We start from the raw sequence: 15,551 nt of genomic DNA on the forward strand, positions 1-15,551 counted from the left end.
AAAAATGCGATTAGTTGTTATAGCAACTAACTGAATTCAAACTAAAGGTTGTTATAGCAACCATAATATATAGTGGAGGTATTTTACACATGGCAAATGTATTATTTATTAAAGCAAATTCAAGACCCATCGAACAGGCGGTTAGTGTAAAGCTGTATCACACATTTCTTGATCAATATAAAGCATCACATCCAGAAGACACAGTAACAGAGCTTGATTTATTTGAAGAAAATCTACCATATTATGATAATGATAAAATTAATGGGATGTTCAAGCTTGGAAGAGGGATGGATTTAACTGAATCTGAGAAGCAAGCAACAGATGTAGTGAATAAATATCTAAATCAATTTCTTGAGGCTGACAAGGTTGTGATTGCATTCCCACTTTGGAATTTAACAGTACCTGCAGTTTTACACACATATTTAGATTATCTAGCACAAGCTGGTAAAACGTTCCGCTACACAGCAGAAGGTCCAGAAGGTTTACTAGGTGACAAAGAGGTTGTTCTTTTAAATGCAAGAGGCGGAGTCTACTCAGAGGGTCCAGCGCAATCCGTGGAAATGGCTGTGAACTATGTAACAGCGATGTTAAACTTCTGGGGTGTTCAAAACATTAAGTCAGTGATCATTGAAGGTCACAATCAATTTCCTGATCAAGCAGAAGCAATTATTGAAGAAGGATTGAATAACGCAAAGAAATTAGCCGACCAATTTTAACAAGAAAACAAGGGTATAGAGCCCTTGTTTTTTTTATGGCTAATTTCGTAAAATTTGTACCTTTTGAAAGGTCAATTATTTTTTATTTTTTCACTTCAATTTTATATGGGAAATAAGGAAACTGAATGTTGCTCCCACCACTTGCAGGCGTGCTTAGAATTTCTACATTCTTCACTTCAAAATTAAATTTAGTTCCACTTCCATCATAATAACTCGGCTTAGTACTTTCGTAACTCATTTCAATTCCCCCTTTATGAAAATTGTATCAAACCTCCCGTTAACTTCATACAAAAAATTCCCAAAATAAACAAATTTATAAGCAGAAAGTAGGATAAAACACCTATTGAACAGATTCAAATTATGAGTGTTGGATTTAATAAGAGATTAGAAAAAAGTGTAACCAAAGAATTTCCCATCCGTTAGTTAAGCAGGTTCTACAAAAGGGAAAATGATTAGTGAAAAGCTTCAAAAAAGTGTAACCAAAGAATTTCCTATCCGTTAGTTAAGCAGATTCAACAACAATAGAAAATAAAGTTTTCAAAAAGTGTAACCGAAGAAAATCTCAATGCGTTAGTTAAGTAGAATAAACAAAAAGAGGAAGTGAGTAGGTAAAAGTTTTAAAAAGTGTAACTAAAAATTTCATGAACCGTTAGTTAAGTTGATGAGTAAAAAAATTTGAGAAAAGTGTAACCAATATTTTCATCATCCGTTAGTTAAGTAGAAGAAGGACGAATGAGTAGCAACAAAAGTGTTATAAGAGTTGGACGTTGGAAATTGTTTATGGAAAATAAAAAAAAAAATGATTGGAGAGATTAAAATGAACAAAAAGGTAATTTATTTATTGGTAGCAGCGGTGGCGCTTATGGCAATCTTTACTGTATCAGGTGTGTTTCAACAAAAACCAAAGGCTTCAGCAGATGAAAGTGAAAATGTAAAACTAGTAGAGGTGATCGGATCTTCACCTATTAACACAATTACTTACAATCAAGAAGAATACCAAGGTGAAATGGCTCAAATGGAAGAGGGTCTAAGCTCTAAAGAAGTAGCAACAGTGACTAGCGAGCAGTTGGAAGAAGCATTTGCAAGAACAGTAACGTTAAAATACAGTGATAACAGCTCAAAAGTTTATGAAGTTTATGTTCAATTTGGAGAGAATTATGAAGTGAATGGATTTTTCCAACCAGAAGGTGATGATAAATTTTATCAACTTGAAAATGAGACAGCAGAGCTCATGTCAGGGATGTTTGCAAACTAGGACTGAATAGAACTTAATTTATACGAAGTTAAAACTGCGGAATATACAAAAAATTAATAATAGAATGGAGAGAAATTAACGATGAAAAATAACAAAAAGGTAATTTATTTATTGGTAGCAGCGGTGGCGCTTATGGCAATCTTTACTGTATCAGGTGTGTTTCAACAAAAACCAAAGGCTTCAGCAGATGAAAGTGAAAATGTAAAACTAGTAGAGGTGATCGGATCTTCACCTATTAACACAATTACTTACAATCAAGAAGAATACCAAGGTGAAATGCTTCAAATGGAAGAGGCTCTAAGCTCTAAAGAAGTAGCAACAGTGACTAGCGAGCAGTTGGAAGAAGCATTTGCAAGAACAGTAACGTTAAAATACAGTGATAACAGCTCAAAAGTTTATGAAGTTTATGTTCAATTTGGAGACAATTATGAAGTGAGCGGCTTTTTCCAACCAGAAGGTGATGACAAATTCTATCAACTAGAAAATGAGACAGCAGAGCTCATGTCAGGGATGTTTGCAAACTAGAGATGAATAGAACTATAATTATACGAAGTTTATTCTTAACAATTATAATACTTACAGGATGCTCGTCAGGGAATATCTCTGACGATTTTTCTGCTGAGAATCCGGCGAGATGAGTGAAAAAAGCGGCGAGAATAACAGAAAAAGCGGCGAGAATAACAGAAAAAGCGGCGGGAATTAAGCTGAATCCGGCGCAAGCACCGCCGGAGAGGAACCAGTGAAGTGGAATCTAGTAAGTTGTATCGCTGTAAAGGAGCCGGATGGTAAGTATCGAAGAGCAGACCTTGAAGGAGAGTATGGAGAAAAATAGTTTTGCATAAGTTTCCACCTAACTGGAATAATAAGTAAAAAATTCCAAGGGGGCTTATACATGAAGAAGATTACTATGTTTTTGATTCTAGTATTTGTTTTAGTATCATTAACTGCTTTTGATATGACGAAAAAATCGGATATTGAAGTAACTGGGGTTGATATCACGATTATGGAGCAATCAAGAATTTTACGTTATGATTTTACATTAAAAAATAACGGAAAAAAAGTAATTGGAGAAGGTCAGGATTATCCAGGGCACCATGGTATTTATCTAAATCTCGCTGTAAGACCTAATGAAAAATTAGAGTCCTTAATGGAAATGGAAAGTACTAAAAGTCATAAAAAAATGGCCTTTCGTGGTGGCGGTGGCGAGGGTTCTATTCAACCAGGAAAAGAGGGAAGCTTTAGTTTAGAATATCAAATTAAAATGAAAAAAGATGTTGATTTTGAGGCAGTGAGTGAAAGTGCATTAGATGCGACACTGATTGTGTTAGATGGATGGAAGGTTATTGCGGAAATTCCTTTGAGTCAGGAATAAAGTTTTTTCACGATCCTAGTAGGGTCGTTTTTTTATTTTTAAAAACTGGAAAAAAATGTACTCAGGTTTTCGATAACATAGTAAAATCATTGTAATTAGAAAACTTAACTAGGAGAGTGAATCTATGAATATCCGTACAGTTTTACAGCCTTTCCTGAACGGGAAAGCCCACTCCTTTAGGCGTGGGATGAAAGTGAAGTCGAATACGGAGTGCCACTGGTAAACCGAAGGTTTGTGGTGCTTCAAGTATTTGAAAGATTAGTTCCCTTTTTTGGGTCTTTTGTTGCAGTATAAACAATAAACTGATACGATGATAGTATGAATAATTATAGAATTACAAACACAACTATTTCATTAATTAACTACCATTTTGTATTTTGTCCCAGATATAGAAGGAAAATATTCCTACAAAACACTGTAGAAGAACGTTTTAAAGAGTTGGTGCGAGAAGTTTGTACTGAACTGGAGATCGGCATTGTTGCATTAGAATGCGATAAAGACCATACCCACATGTTCCTGAACGCCCTACCAACACTAAGTCCTGCTGATATTATGGCTAAAATAAAAGGGGTGACTTCGAAAAAGTTAAGAGAGGAATTCTCTCATCTTCAACATTTGCCTAGCTTGTGGACACGTTCGTACTTTGTATCTACCACAGGAAACGTATCGAGCGAAACAATCAAACAATACGTTGAAAATCAAAAAAAACGACAATAGTAAGGAGTAGAATCCTATGACAAGAAAGAACATACCAACCTATACAATTGAGTTCCCTTTGCGTATACCTATTTGGCAACAGGACCGTTTAGAGAAAAAGTTAAAGATTGCTAGGTTAGTCTACAATTCTTGTCTAGGTGAAGCCCTTAAAAGACACAAAGCTGTAAAGGCAAACAAAAACTATCGCATCCTAATCAATGAACCCAAGTCAAAAATTCGCGATAAGCAGTTAAGTGAATTAAGGTTAACCTTCGGTTTTTCTGAATATGGAATGCATCATTTTGTAAAGTCTGTTCAACAAAAATTCAAAGAGAACATTGGTAGCTTAGAAGCACAAAAAATTGCCACTAGGGCTTTTGAAGCCGTTGAGAAACTGCATTTTGGAAAAGCTAAAAGAGTGCATTTCAAGTCATTTCGTGATGATATTTCGGTTGAAAACAAATCCAATTCTACTGGTTTGCGATACGTGGACGGTAATATTCTTTGGGGAGATAAACCAACAAAGAAAAATCCTAAACCAAAAAATTGGATTTGTGCCCCTATTACGCTGAAAGCTAACGATGAATATGCTCACATAGCTTTATTGGATAAAACAAAATATGTACGCATTCTAAAACGTGAAGTTCGTGGTAAAGTTCGATACTATTCACAACTCATTTTAGAAGGGTATCCTCCAAAAAAAAGCAACCGAAAGGTTGCTGATGACGAAACAAAACGAGTTGGTATCGATATTGGAACATCTACTATAGCTATTAGTAGTGATAGTAAGGTAGAACTTCGTGAACTTGCACCAGAGTGCAATACCGAAGAAAGAGAGCTTCGTCGTATCCAACGTAAAATGGACCGTTCTAAACGGTCAACTAACCCTAACAATTTTCACGAGAACGGGACTATTAGGAAAGGTAGATTAACCTGGACCTATTCTAATCAATATAAAAAATTGCGTCAAAAACGAAAAGAATTATTTCTAAAAACCACTATTAAACGAAAATTAGCACATGAAATATTAGCAAATGATATTCTACATCTCGGTTCTGACATTCGAGTAGAAACCATGCGGTTTCAGTCGCTACAAAGACGAGCGAAAAACACTACAAGAAATAAGAAAAACGGCAAAATAAATCATAAAAAACGATTTGGTAAATCCATTGCGAACCGAGCTCCTGCTATGCTACTCGCAATGATTGACCGGAAACTCGGGTATCAGGGACGAACTATTAAAAAAATAGATACATATGCTACAAAAGCAAGCCAGTTCAATCATAGAACGAATGAATACAATAAAAAACAACTTTCAGAGCGTTGGAATCATTTTGGTGAGATTAGCATTCAACGTGATTTATATAGTGCGTTTTTAATAGGTAATACAAACGAAACCCTCAATTCCGTTGATGTAGATTTATGCAATGCACAATGGGATAACTTTGTTAAGTTGCATAACCGTGAGGTTGAACAATTAAAAAAATCATCAAGTAAAACATTGCGTTGGTTTGTCGCGTAAAATACAAACCTGATTGGTCGTGATAACGTCCAAGAGAGAAGTCGGAACGGTAAGCACACAAGAGGTCCTTTTAGGCTGACTTGGCGAAGTGCATTGCTATACGCAATACGTCCGTTAATGTTCTAAAAGAACACACACCAGTGTTTTGGCAGAAACTCTTTCTGCAAGGAAGATAAGGGTGCCATTAAGAAGTGTATTAGTATTTTAGAACCCCACTCCTTCAGGGGTGGGAGTTATCAGCAGAGGATGCAGAGCAGTTGATGCTTTTACGGGTAAGAAGATTGGTACGCAGCTCTTCACTGAGGCGGAAAAGTGGGCCAGGGATCATGGAATTCATAGATTAGAACTAACGGTTATTCAGAAAAATGAAGCGGGCTTCGGGTTGTATCAGAAGATGGGGTTTGAGGTCGAAGGTACGAAAAGAGATTCCTTATTTATGGATGGGGAGTTTGTGAATGAGTATTATATGAGCAAGTTACTTTGATGAGGAATTGTTAAAATGAGGCTCGATTTTGAGGCTAAGAGTTAAGATTTTCTGAGTCAGTGGTAGATTTTAAAGTATAGTATAGGTTTTTAAGGGGAAAATTAGTGGTTTTATGGAGTAAATGCTTGTTAGTTAAAAGTTTATTTTCGAAATCTTGTCGAATATTTTCGAATTTAGAAATTTATCAGCCACTTTATAGTTTTATCGGCGAAATAGTAGATTTATCGATTATTCATTAACTAATGATAAAACCCTGCTTGAATAACCAGTAAAAATTCATCAAATTCAATTCCTTCCAAAATAAAAGAAGAAGGATTCCTAACATTCCTTCTTCTTATAATATGGATTATTCACCAATCGTAACAATCGGCGGTTTATGTAAATACAATTCAGTTAATTGCCCAGCATCTTCAATCACCGCTTGTCCTGCGTCTGATCCAAGTGCCTCATGGAGCATTTCGATGTTTTCAAAGTCTAATTGTACAATTAAGTATAGGTTTAAATCGGTATTTTGTGCACGTTGAACACGAGTAAGAGATGCGTGAATGATGTTCGGAAGCTGTTGTACAAGTGGCATGTGTGTGTTGAAATAATAGTTTTCAAATCCTTCGATATCTTCTGGTTTTTCATATAAGACCATGAATTTTGCCATTAATCTACCTCCAATCTCTTGATGATAGATTTTATTCGGCATAATTAGAAATTATACTCGATGATGATACGGATTGGACGGAATATTTTAAAACAAAATATGCGATGAACTTACTTTACCATCTGCACGTCAGAGAACTCCTTCACCATATACTCACCATCGCCTCGAAGAATGACCTTACCATACACCTCGTGTGGCTGCAGAAATTCAAGCAATTGCTCAACCGCCACAGCTGGATCGACGGTATTTCCACAGGTATAACAGTCGATCGATGCATACCTCTTTTCTGGATAGGTGTGGATGCTAAAGTGACTTTCTGATAAAAGTAAAAGAACGGTACAGCCTTGTGGAACAAATCCTTCAGACTGAACACCGATCACACCGGCGCCACTAGCAATAGCAGAATCAAACATTTTCCCTTCTAATGCATCAACATTATTTAATATGTCAAAATCAACGCCCCAAACATCAAGGATAATATGCTTTCCAATTGTTTCGTAATGCAATGCGATCTCTCCTTCATCAGTTATAGTTGTTGATTACCCCTCCCTAAAAAAATTTAAACAAAATGATTAAAACTCATGAGAACGGGTAATAATGGAAAATGTATTCCCCCTTTTCCTTTTTTAAAATGCTCCTATCATAATGGGAGCATTTTTTGTGGAGAAAAATGTGGAATTTCGTAAAATAAACCGTTTACAAATAAAAAGCTTACAATATAATAAGATTGGGTAGAACCTGGGGAGGGGAAAGAAGAAGATGCCTAATTACGTAACGAGAATCTCGACAATTGAAATTCCTGTTTCTAATGTTGAGAAGTCTGCACACTGGTATGCAAAAACATTAAACTTATTTATAGAACATCAAAGTGATCAAGATGCGATGCTTAGCTTCAATGCAAAAGGAATACCAAGCATCTATTTGGTACAAACAAATGATGACCGAAAAATTTCATTTGAAAATACGAATACAAATGTCACACATAGTGTGGTTGATTTCTACACATATAATCTCGAGGGATTTTATCAATTTCTAAAAGATAGTGGGATCGAAGTGGGTCCACTAAACGTAAATGGTGAATTTGGAGGATTCGGCTTCAAAGACCCAGACGGAAACCTACTAAGCGCAACAAATATAGCCCACCTAGGACAAGAGTAAAAGCTTTCTATGAAGAAGGCTTTTTTAAAATTTAAAAAAGAAAAGTATAAAATTTTTTACTACCATAGCCTTAGAACTGTGGTATTTTTCGTGTTTAGAGACTATTTCTTTAAATGAATATTTTTTGGTGTTTTAAGCTTTGATAGTGATCATTGTTGATTTTTCGAGTAGGTATAGGACTCATAGGCGGAAAAATTCCGGCTAATGTATCTGGTAAGGGCTTAAGAAGCATATATAAACGGAGAAATTCCGGTTATCGTCTCTAAAATATGACTAAACCTAAAGATTATGGTCATATAAGCGGAAAAACTCCTGTTATTTTTAGGGAAATGTTGCTATTTCCCAATTTAAGTGGAATTTTTCCGTTTAAATTCAACCACAGTGAAATGAACATGATAGGAGACACCCATTTAAAAAGAAAAATCAAAAAGTGACCGAGCCTTGCCCGGTTTTTTTATTTGGTATCGACAAAATTCGGGTGGTGACACCCGAACGAAACCAGCCAACTAACTACCCAAACCAAAAAAATCACAAAAGGTTTTGCATACTCCATGAATAAAGGAGAAAAATAACTTTATTCAGGAGGTGTTACCAGTGTCAAATCCATTTGAGGCTGTTTGGAATACGTTGAAGACGTTAATAGATGATGAGCCGAAGTCACCTTTACATATTATTGAGGCTGGAGATTTATGGACTTATTATACGGCATTAGAGGAATTTATACGTTATGAAGAGGTAGGATTAAATACGTCAACTGATGATGAGATTCTTGAAATGTTAACAGATGCAATTAGAGTTTGTGAGGCACAATCTCAAAAAATTAGCGCGTTTATGGTGAAGGAAGGAATTCCTCTTCCTGATGTAACATCGGCAAAACCTAAATCAGATCCGAAAGAAGTTCCATTAGGCGTAAAATTAACAGATGATGAAATCGCGAATGGAATTGCATTTAAAATCGTCACACTCATGCAGCTTTGTGGAAAAGGACAGGCAGATGCGATAAGAAATGACGTTGGTGTATTATGGTTAGAGCTATATGGCGAGTTCGTTTCCTTTGGTGCTACCTTAAAAACATTGATGAGAAAACGGGGATGGATTAAGGTTCCGCCATACTACTATCCACCAGGAACCCCGACCTCAAAGTAAAAAGAAAAGGTAAGCCCGAAAATTGGACTTACCTACTAACTTAATTAATCTCTAAGTTTGTTTTTAATCTTGAAATCACAGCTTGGCGCTCTTCTTCAGAAACAATCAGATACCAAATTCCACCAATTGTTTGGCCGGTTCCTTGAATCGTCTCTTGTTCATTGTTGCGACGAGCATCAGCATAATTCGCTTGAAGAGTTCTCATCTCTTTAAATGTCATATTTGTCGTAATGTTATCACCAGAAATCGCAAGCAAATCATCTAGCTTCGTAATCGTTGATGGTGATGCACCAGCATCGATGATGGCACGAATGACTTCACGCTGACGATCTTGGCGTCCGAAATCACTATCAATACTACGGATACGCGAGAAAATTAATGCTTGTTCACCATTAAGTGTAATTTGACCTTCCGCAAAATTGTGGCCGCCATGTGTGAAGGCTTTAGAATTATTAACAGTTATTCCACCTAGAGTATTAACAATATCCTGAAAGCTTTCCATGTTAATTTTCACATAATAATCAATTGGAATATCCAAGAACTTCTCAACCGTTTGAACGGTCATATCTGTTCCACCAAATGCGTATGAGTGGTTGATTTTATCTTGAATGCCTTTGCCGACAATTTCCACTCGTGTATCACGAGGAATACTCAGCATATTCATTGAATTCGTGTTTGGATTCAGTGTGACAACAATTAATGAATCGGCACGACCTTTGTCACCTGTACGCTCATCCACACCCATTAACAGAATCGAAATGGGATCAGCTTTATCTAGGTTGATATCTGTATCACGTAAGCTTGACGGTGTACGCTCCTCATGCATCGAATCAACCGTTGTTGCTAAATTTTGATATAAATAAAAGGCATAGCCAGCCACTGCTAAAATAAAAATCCCGATAATACTACCAATGATTTTCAGCCACTTTTTGCCTTTCTTTTTTACATGTTTATCAGAACGACCCATGTAAATCATCCTCTCTATATTCAGTTTTTAAGAATCTATTTGAGCATAAGCTATATATATTACGAATCATTCGACAAAAAGTTTCATAGAACAGAATAATCATAGACACTTTTTATACGTTTGTCTATAAAATTTTTCTAACAACTTTCCTTAAAACTGGAAATATAGTAAAATTAAATTAACAGGATATGACAATTTTCACAAGTGGAGGGAAAAGGATGAAGGAAAAGCTACTAAATGTTCTATTATATATTGCCATTTATACATGTATTATCGTTTCAACAGTGATTCTATTTTTCAACGGTTCATTCGGATATTTCATCTATATACTAACACTTGGAGAACAACAAGGAACCTACATCTTTAGTACCATCGGCCTAATCGGAGCATTACTAGCTCTCATTCCTCTCCTGTTTCACAAAAATGCGGGGAAATTTTACTATCTCGTATTACTAGGAGCAAACTCCGTCGTGATTTTTTATCCGTATATGTTTGACGCAATAGCCACACACATCTTTCCAAAATTTATATAGAAGCACGGCGGCGGTTCTCGGGGAGCATGGGGACGGTTCTCGTGCTTCCATCCGTCAAAAAGAAGCGCTGGGACGGTTCTCGTGCTTCTTTGCTAGCGCAAATGGGAAGCGCTGGGACGGTTCTCATGCTTCCATCCGTCGTAGTTTAGTAGACTGCAAGAACCTCAAGTGACAGTTTATGTTTTATAAAAAGAGAAGAAAGCATAACATGTTGGACTACCACAGACGTTGATACTGTGGTGTTTTTCGTATATGGAGACAAATGTTTTAAAACAAATAGATAAAAATCAACATTGGGAAGCATTTAAGTAATAGGCTATCTCAGAGATTCGTCCTATTATCATTAAGAAGGTTGAAAAATTTACCCATTGTTGAATTTTCACGTTGGTATAGGAATTCATAAGCGGAGAAATTCCGCCTAATGCATCTAGTAGGGGCTTAAGAAGCTGATATAAGCGGAATTATTCCCGTAAACTCCTCTTATATATGACTAAATCCAATGATTAGGTTCATATAAGTGGAAAAACTCCCCTTATATTTAGGGAAATGTTGTTATTTCCCGAATTAAGCGGAATTTTTCCGGTTAAATTCTACCATAGTGAAATCAACATGATAGAACAAGAGCATAGCGATTTGGTCAGAAATAACCGTTCGCATTATAAAGATGTACATGATCTAGGATTACAAATGAACGGATTTCACTAAACAAAAAAGGACCGGGATTAGCCAGGTTTTTTTTATGCCCAAAAACTCCCCAAAAACAAACAATTATTTTTCCGTCATTCGATTTATTTCGACAATATTCCACCTAGTTCTATACTACTATTAGTAGTATAAGAATATATTACCAACTCATAAAAATGTAGGGGTGAAGCTGCTTGTTAACCACTGTGTCTAATCCGGATTTATTTTTGAAATATCATAAGACGCTTAATGAGCTAGGTGTGAATATGGATTTACAAACAATTGATGACGTGAAAAGGAAATTAGAATCAAACCAGTATATTATTTCAGTAATAGGTGCGATGAAATCAGGAAAATCCACGTTCATTGATGCTTTACTAGGATTCGAATTAATGCCAAGTGAAAATGAGGCGTGTACCTTAACAACAACAGATATTCATGTTGATAAGTTTGATGGATTTATTACTAAAGTATTTACAGATGGTAGTAAGGAAAAAATAAAAGGAAATAAAGGTTCTCTCGCAAAAGCTTTTCATCAGGATGTGAAAAAGCACCGTTCATCTAATAAGAAAGTGGATTTTCACTATGAAGTGAGCTCAGAAATGGATTGTTTAAAGGGATTGAGCTCGAATGCCAAATTTACTATAGTCGACACTCCTGGAGTAAATGAAATGAGTGGGCTTGGTATAGATAAGCAAGATATAAAACAAACTTTTACCGACGTGATTAAACGATCTAGCTCTATCGTTTATGTGCTAGATTATCAATATTATAAAGCAGAAGAAAATAGAGAGATCATTAAGCAGATTAAGAAAATTAGACCTGATTTGCTATCGAATATGATTTTTATTTTAAATAAAATTGATCGAATAAATTATAAAGATAAAACAATGGATTCAATTTTAACTGAAATTTCTAAGGCACTAAAGTCCTGGGGAGTTCATTCGTTTGAACTATACCCAGTCTCAGCCATTAAAGCGTTATATGGTAGATATATAAATTCAGGTGGAGATTTAACTCGAATAAAGGAGAATCTAGGACAGTATTTAATAAGTAAAGAGTTGGTCGTAGAGGGAGACACGATAACGGTAAAAGAGCGCCCCGAAGATGCGGCGGACCGCTTAATCACTGAAAGCGTAATGAACGTATTTGAAGAAAATGTACTTGTACCGACGTATTTATCCTCATCGGACCGTATTAAGCATAGCTCTAACTCTCTATTATTTTCGATTTCTGAACAAATAAAAGAGAAGTTGGATGATATTAAAAATGAACTTCTGCTCGGGCAAAAGGAGTTGGATGATGAGCTTAATAGAGTCCAAGAGAAGATTCAAGGCATTAACGATACATTTAAGATCGCAGAAGAAAAAAGGGCAGAGCTTGAGGTCATGCTAAAGAAACCAACCTTTGACAAGGTAAAAGCTAAAGAGTATCACTATGAGCTTCCTTATTATCCATCTGTGAACTCATATAGTGGGTATAAATACACTTCGAGTTATTCTGCAGAGCGAGAGGCGAAAAGTGAATTTAGTCGTTGGAAAAGTAATATCAAATTTCCTTTTGAAAGTATCCACTCGTATTATAGTAGAAAGCTATATTATTCAACATCAACCGATAATTTTTTCTATAAAACCAACACAAAAGTAAGTAAAGTCATTCAAAAACTATCTGCACTATTAGATAAAGAGTTAATAAAAGCTAATAGTAAAGAGGTTATCACATTAATGAGCAATATCAGTGTCATGCCAGAGCCATTAATGGAAATGACCTATAGCAATACAAGGGAATATGTAAGTGACTTTTACGATAATTCAGCATTTATAGATACCGATTACACAGAAATGTATGTTGGAGAAACCATCTTTGGCAACTCTAAATATAAAGATAGATACACCTATGACCTTGGTGATGCCCTAAGGAATGAGTGGGATGATGTTACTGCTGCAATGAAAAATTGTAGCTATGACTTTTTTAGTGATTATTATGATAAAAAATATGATACCTATTTATCAGAGCTACGAGAAGTGGTTGAGGAGGAATTTTCAAAAATCCCACCAGTACTAAAGAGTGTCTTGAAACAGTTAGAAGCCCAGCAAAAGAAGTTAAAAACTACAAAAAACAAACAATATCAATCTAAATTAAAAATGATTCAGCAGATAGAAAAAGAACTAGAGGAGATAAACCAACCATGAGTATCGAGAAAATAACTGAGCTTGCGAGCCTGACAGAAGAGTTGTCTGCGTTTATTAGAAGTGATTTATTTTTACAAGAAAATAATCAAACGATTTCTGCACTAGAGCATTCACATCATAATTTAATGAATCGTAGATATGTGGTTTCGGTGATTGCTGCGATGAAAGCTGGGAAGTCAACGACATTTAATGCGTTGTTAGGAAGAGATTTGCTACCCAATGAAAATGCCTCTTGTACCACTGCGATAACAGAAGTGAAGCATGCAAACGAAATGATTGATAGAGTTACAAAGGTCTACAAAGATGGCGCCGTTAAGCTAATAAAAGCTGAAGGTGGCAAGACACTAGAAGAGAACTTTCAAGAAGATGTTAGGGCATCTAGACGAAATGATGAAGTGAAAAATATTGAGAAATATTATGTTGAATGTCCAGTTAGAGCATTAGAGGGTTCAAGTTATAAGGAGTTAGTACAAAACTTTATTCTTGTTGATACACCAGGTCCAAATGAAGCGAATGTTGGAGACTTTGATGTGGCAGAACTACAAAGAATTGCATTAGAACAGCTCCGTCACTCAGATGCACTGATTATTCTATTTGACTATCAAAACTATAAATCTGACACAAATGCCAATATCCTAAAAAGTATTTTTGAAAACCGAGAAGACCTTGAAAAGGATCAGGATAAAATCTATTTTCTTGTTAATAAAATAGATGCCATGACATCTAAGGATGGAACGATCGCAGATACTCTTTTAAAGGTAAAACAACTAATTCGCGAGCATGCACCGATTATTAAGAATCCGAATGTGTTTGCCTTTTCAGCAAAACAGGCCTGCCTAGCTCGTAGTGTAATTAATCAAACTGCAACAGAAGAAATGAAGAATGAAATGAAAACGGCCTATGGTTCAAAGTATTCTTTTCAAAAGGAAATTGATGGAGACGTATATGAAGTCATTCCGAGTCCTGAAAAATTTGCAGATCAGCTGTTAAAAGATAGTCAAATCGTTCAAATCGAAGAAAAAATTATTGAAAAGGTATTCGACCGAGCAAGTGAGCAGATGATGAAAAATGGATTTCATAAAGCTGAACAAGCAATCCTTGACATTGTAAATAGTGTTCAGGCTCAAATCGAAATAAGCTCAAAAACGGATGAAGAAATTTACCTTGGAATTAGTGAAAGTAAAACACAAATTCTCACCTTAAAGGATAAAGGAGAAAAAATCAAAAACTTACCTGCCAAACATTTAGACTTATTAAAGAGTCAGGTGCAGTCCATCATTACACAAATTCCTGATACGATCCAGAAAACAATAAATGGGATACTTCCTAAAGAAGATATACTCCAAAGCGAGGATCAACATTTTTTAAATGAACGAATTCAATCAATACAAAGAGATGTAGCAAACATGATTGAAATCTCACTTAATCGTGAAGTGGATCGAATTCAAAGGCTTGCATTTGAAACTCAAAATAAAATTAGTACGAAGCTTACGGAGGAGTTTCAAAAGCTATCAGATAGTGCAAATGAGATGATTGGGAAAAAGCTGACGATTACGTTAAGAAGCTACAACATTCAAGAGATTTCTAAGAATCAAGTTGATCAAAAAGACGCAGATGTTAGGGAAAAGGACAAAATTACGGATGGGATGGAAACCGTGTTTGATCCAAAGCAAGCTGCCATTGTTTCAGCAACAACAACAACGTTAGGTGCAACTATTGGAGGGGCTGTTGGAAGTGTTTTTCCAGTTATTGGCACGGCTATCGGAGCTGCCGTGGGTGGAGCCATTGGTGGATTAATTGGTTATTTTTCTGGTGGAAAGTCATCCAAGCCCGTTACTCATAAGAAGAAGTTCTATACAGCAGATATTAGTGAGATGAAAAAATCTCTTGCTAAGGGTGCATTAGAGATTGCTGGGAAAGCTGGAAAGGATTTAGAGAACAGCATTAATCAGCTAGAAGTAGAGTATTCAGCTTTTATAGGGAAACAGTTGGATGAGTTTATTGCTAATTTGAACACGCAACTAGATGAAATGATGGCTCAGTATGAAGCGAATAAGAACGATCTGGATCAGCATATGGGGCATATGAATGTGATTTTGAAAGAGATGGAAGTGTTTGAGGAAAGATTGAAGGCCATTGAATCGAAAGAGATGTTGTTTGTTTAATATGATTTT

General features: G+C 35.8%; 15 protein-coding genes and 1 pseudogene. 12 read left to right on the forward strand and 4 right to left on the reverse strand.

The window, feature by feature from the left end; all coding sequences use genetic code 11:
* The first annotated feature begins 89 nt into the window (after positions 1-89).
* Positions 90-716 (forward strand): FMN-dependent NADH-azoreductase, encoded by a 627-nt coding sequence (locus tag BK579_RS03220; RefSeq protein WP_078543497.1) that lies wholly within the window; start codon positions 90-92, stop codon positions 714-716.
* Between the two features lie 82 nt (positions 717-798).
* Here BK579_RS03220 and BK579_RS25405 read toward each other — a convergent pair whose 3' ends face one another.
* The gene (locus BK579_RS25405) at positions 799-954 is read right to left on the reverse strand and encodes a hypothetical protein (protein WP_169891043.1); all 156 of its coding nucleotides are present in this window, start codon (positions 952-954) and stop codon (positions 799-801) included.
* A gap of 579 nt (positions 955-1,533) precedes the next feature.
* On the opposite strand from BK579_RS25405, the gene BK579_RS03225 reads away from it, so the two are divergent.
* The 6 genes and pseudogenes from BK579_RS03225 to BK579_RS03250 form a co-directional block, all read left to right on the forward strand.
* The gene (locus tag BK579_RS03225) at positions 1,534-1,971 is read left to right on the forward strand and encodes a hypothetical protein (RefSeq protein ID WP_078543498.1); all 438 of its coding nucleotides are present in this window, start codon (positions 1,534-1,536) and stop codon (positions 1,969-1,971) included.
* Between the two features lie 81 nt (positions 1,972-2,052).
* Positions 2,053-2,496: a hypothetical protein gene (locus BK579_RS03230; protein ID WP_078543499.1), complete on the forward strand. Its 444-nt coding sequence runs from the start codon at positions 2,053-2,055 to the stop codon at positions 2,494-2,496.
* A 367-nt stretch (positions 2,497-2,863) separates the two neighbouring features.
* On the forward strand, positions 2,864-3,343 hold the full coding sequence (locus BK579_RS03235) for a hypothetical protein (protein ID WP_078543500.1): 480 nt from the start codon (positions 2,864-2,866) through the stop codon (positions 3,341-3,343).
* Between the two features lie 318 nt (positions 3,344-3,661).
* On the forward strand, positions 3,662-4,060 hold the full coding sequence (gene tnpA, locus BK579_RS03240; RefSeq protein WP_078543501.1) for an IS200/IS605 family transposase: 399 nt from the start codon (positions 3,662-3,664) through the stop codon (positions 4,058-4,060).
* A 16-nt stretch (positions 4,061-4,076) separates the two neighbouring features.
* On the forward strand, positions 4,077-5,561 hold the full coding sequence (locus tag BK579_RS03245; protein WP_078543502.1) for a hypothetical protein: 1,485 nt from the start codon (positions 4,077-4,079) through the stop codon (positions 5,559-5,561).
* 265 nt (positions 5,562-5,826) lie between these two features.
* Positions 5,827-6,045 (forward strand): annotated as a pseudogene (locus tag BK579_RS03250) (N-acetyltransferase family protein); the annotation flags it as partial.
* 346 nt (positions 6,046-6,391) lie between these two features.
* On the opposite strand, the gene BK579_RS03255 reads toward BK579_RS03250, so the two are convergent.
* Both BK579_RS03255 and speD read right to left on the reverse strand, forming a co-directional pair.
* A complete protein-coding gene (locus BK579_RS03255; protein ID WP_169891044.1) occupies positions 6,392-6,697 on the reverse strand; it encodes an EthD family reductase in 306 nt (101 codons plus the stop codon).
* 110 nt (positions 6,698-6,807) lie between these two features.
* The gene (gene speD / locus BK579_RS03260) at positions 6,808-7,203 is read right to left on the reverse strand and encodes an adenosylmethionine decarboxylase (protein WP_078543505.1); all 396 of its coding nucleotides are present in this window, start codon (positions 7,201-7,203) and stop codon (positions 6,808-6,810) included.
* Positions 7,204-7,456: 253 nt separating this feature from the next.
* Between speD and BK579_RS03265 the strand changes: the two genes are divergently transcribed.
* Together BK579_RS03265 and BK579_RS03270 are read left to right on the forward strand one after the other, a co-directional pair.
* On the forward strand, positions 7,457-7,855 hold the full coding sequence (locus tag BK579_RS03265; RefSeq protein ID WP_078543506.1) for a VOC family protein: 399 nt from the start codon (positions 7,457-7,459) through the stop codon (positions 7,853-7,855).
* 594 nt (positions 7,856-8,449) lie between these two features.
* On the forward strand, positions 8,450-9,001 hold the full coding sequence (locus tag BK579_RS03270) for a DUF3231 family protein (protein ID WP_078543507.1): 552 nt from the start codon (positions 8,450-8,452) through the stop codon (positions 8,999-9,001).
* 40 nt (positions 9,002-9,041) lie between these two features.
* Here the strand turns inward: BK579_RS03270 and BK579_RS03275 are convergent, their stop codons facing one another.
* Positions 9,042-9,968, reverse strand: coding sequence for an LCP family glycopolymer transferase (locus BK579_RS03275; protein ID WP_078543508.1), 927 nt, complete (start codon positions 9,966-9,968; stop codon positions 9,042-9,044).
* 218 nt (positions 9,969-10,186) lie between these two features.
* Here BK579_RS03275 and BK579_RS03280 point away from each other — a divergent pair, with 218 nt between their 5' ends.
* The 3 genes from BK579_RS03280 (at position 10,187) to BK579_RS03290 (ending at position 15,542) form a co-directional block, all read left to right on the forward strand.
* Positions 10,187-10,501, forward strand: a complete 315-nt coding sequence (locus tag BK579_RS03280; protein WP_078543509.1) for a hypothetical protein — start codon at positions 10,187-10,189, stop codon at positions 10,499-10,501.
* Between the two features lie 878 nt (positions 10,502-11,379).
* Positions 11,380-13,377 (forward strand): dynamin family protein, encoded by a 1,998-nt coding sequence (locus tag BK579_RS03285; protein ID WP_078543510.1) that lies wholly within the window; start codon positions 11,380-11,382, stop codon positions 13,375-13,377.
* Complete coding sequence (locus BK579_RS03290; protein WP_078543511.1) at positions 13,374-15,542, forward strand: dynamin family protein; 2,169 nt, start codon at positions 13,374-13,376, stop codon at positions 15,540-15,542. Before BK579_RS03285 ends, BK579_RS03290 begins: the two co-directional genes overlap by 4 nt.
* Positions 15,543-15,551 lie beyond the last annotated feature (9 nt).

The organism is Litchfieldia alkalitelluris (genome assembly GCF_002019645.1).
GTDB lineage: Bacteria > Bacillota > Bacilli > Bacillales > Bacillaceae_L > Litchfieldia > Litchfieldia alkalitelluris.

Excerpts from the sequence above, each read along its gene's own strand:
- BK579_RS25405 (WP_169891043.1), bottom strand. The coding sequence starts at position 954 with ATGAGTTACGAAAGTACTAAGCCGAGTTATTATGATGGAAGTGGAACT.
- tnpA (WP_078543501.1), top strand. The coding sequence starts at position 3,662 with ATGAATAATTATAGAATTACAAACACAACTATTTCATTAATTAACTAC.
- BK579_RS03245 (WP_078543502.1), top strand. The coding sequence starts at position 4,077 with ATGACAAGAAAGAACATACCAACCTATACAATTGAGTTCCCTTTGCGT.
- BK579_RS03290 (WP_078543511.1), top strand. The coding sequence starts at position 13,374 with ATGAGTATCGAGAAAATAACTGAGCTTGCGAGCCTGACAGAAGAGTTG.
- BK579_RS03230 (WP_078543499.1), top strand. The coding sequence starts at position 2,053 with ATGAAAAATAACAAAAAGGTAATTTATTTATTGGTAGCAGCGGTGGCG.
- BK579_RS03265 (WP_078543506.1), top strand. The coding sequence starts at position 7,457 with ATGCCTAATTACGTAACGAGAATCTCGACAATTGAAATTCCTGTTTCT.
- BK579_RS03255 (WP_169891044.1), bottom strand. The coding sequence starts at position 6,697 with ATGGCAAAATTCATGGTCTTATATGAAAAACCAGAAGATATCGAAGGA.
- BK579_RS03275 (WP_078543508.1), bottom strand. The coding sequence starts at position 9,968 with ATGGGTCGTTCTGATAAACATGTAAAAAAGAAAGGCAAAAAGTGGCTG.
- BK579_RS03280 (WP_078543509.1), top strand. The coding sequence starts at position 10,187 with ATGAAGGAAAAGCTACTAAATGTTCTATTATATATTGCCATTTATACA.
- BK579_RS03225 (WP_078543498.1), top strand. The coding sequence starts at position 1,534 with ATGAACAAAAAGGTAATTTATTTATTGGTAGCAGCGGTGGCGCTTATG.
- BK579_RS03220 (WP_078543497.1), top strand. The coding sequence starts at position 90 with ATGGCAAATGTATTATTTATTAAAGCAAATTCAAGACCCATCGAACAG.
- BK579_RS03235 (WP_078543500.1), top strand. The coding sequence starts at position 2,864 with ATGAAGAAGATTACTATGTTTTTGATTCTAGTATTTGTTTTAGTATCA.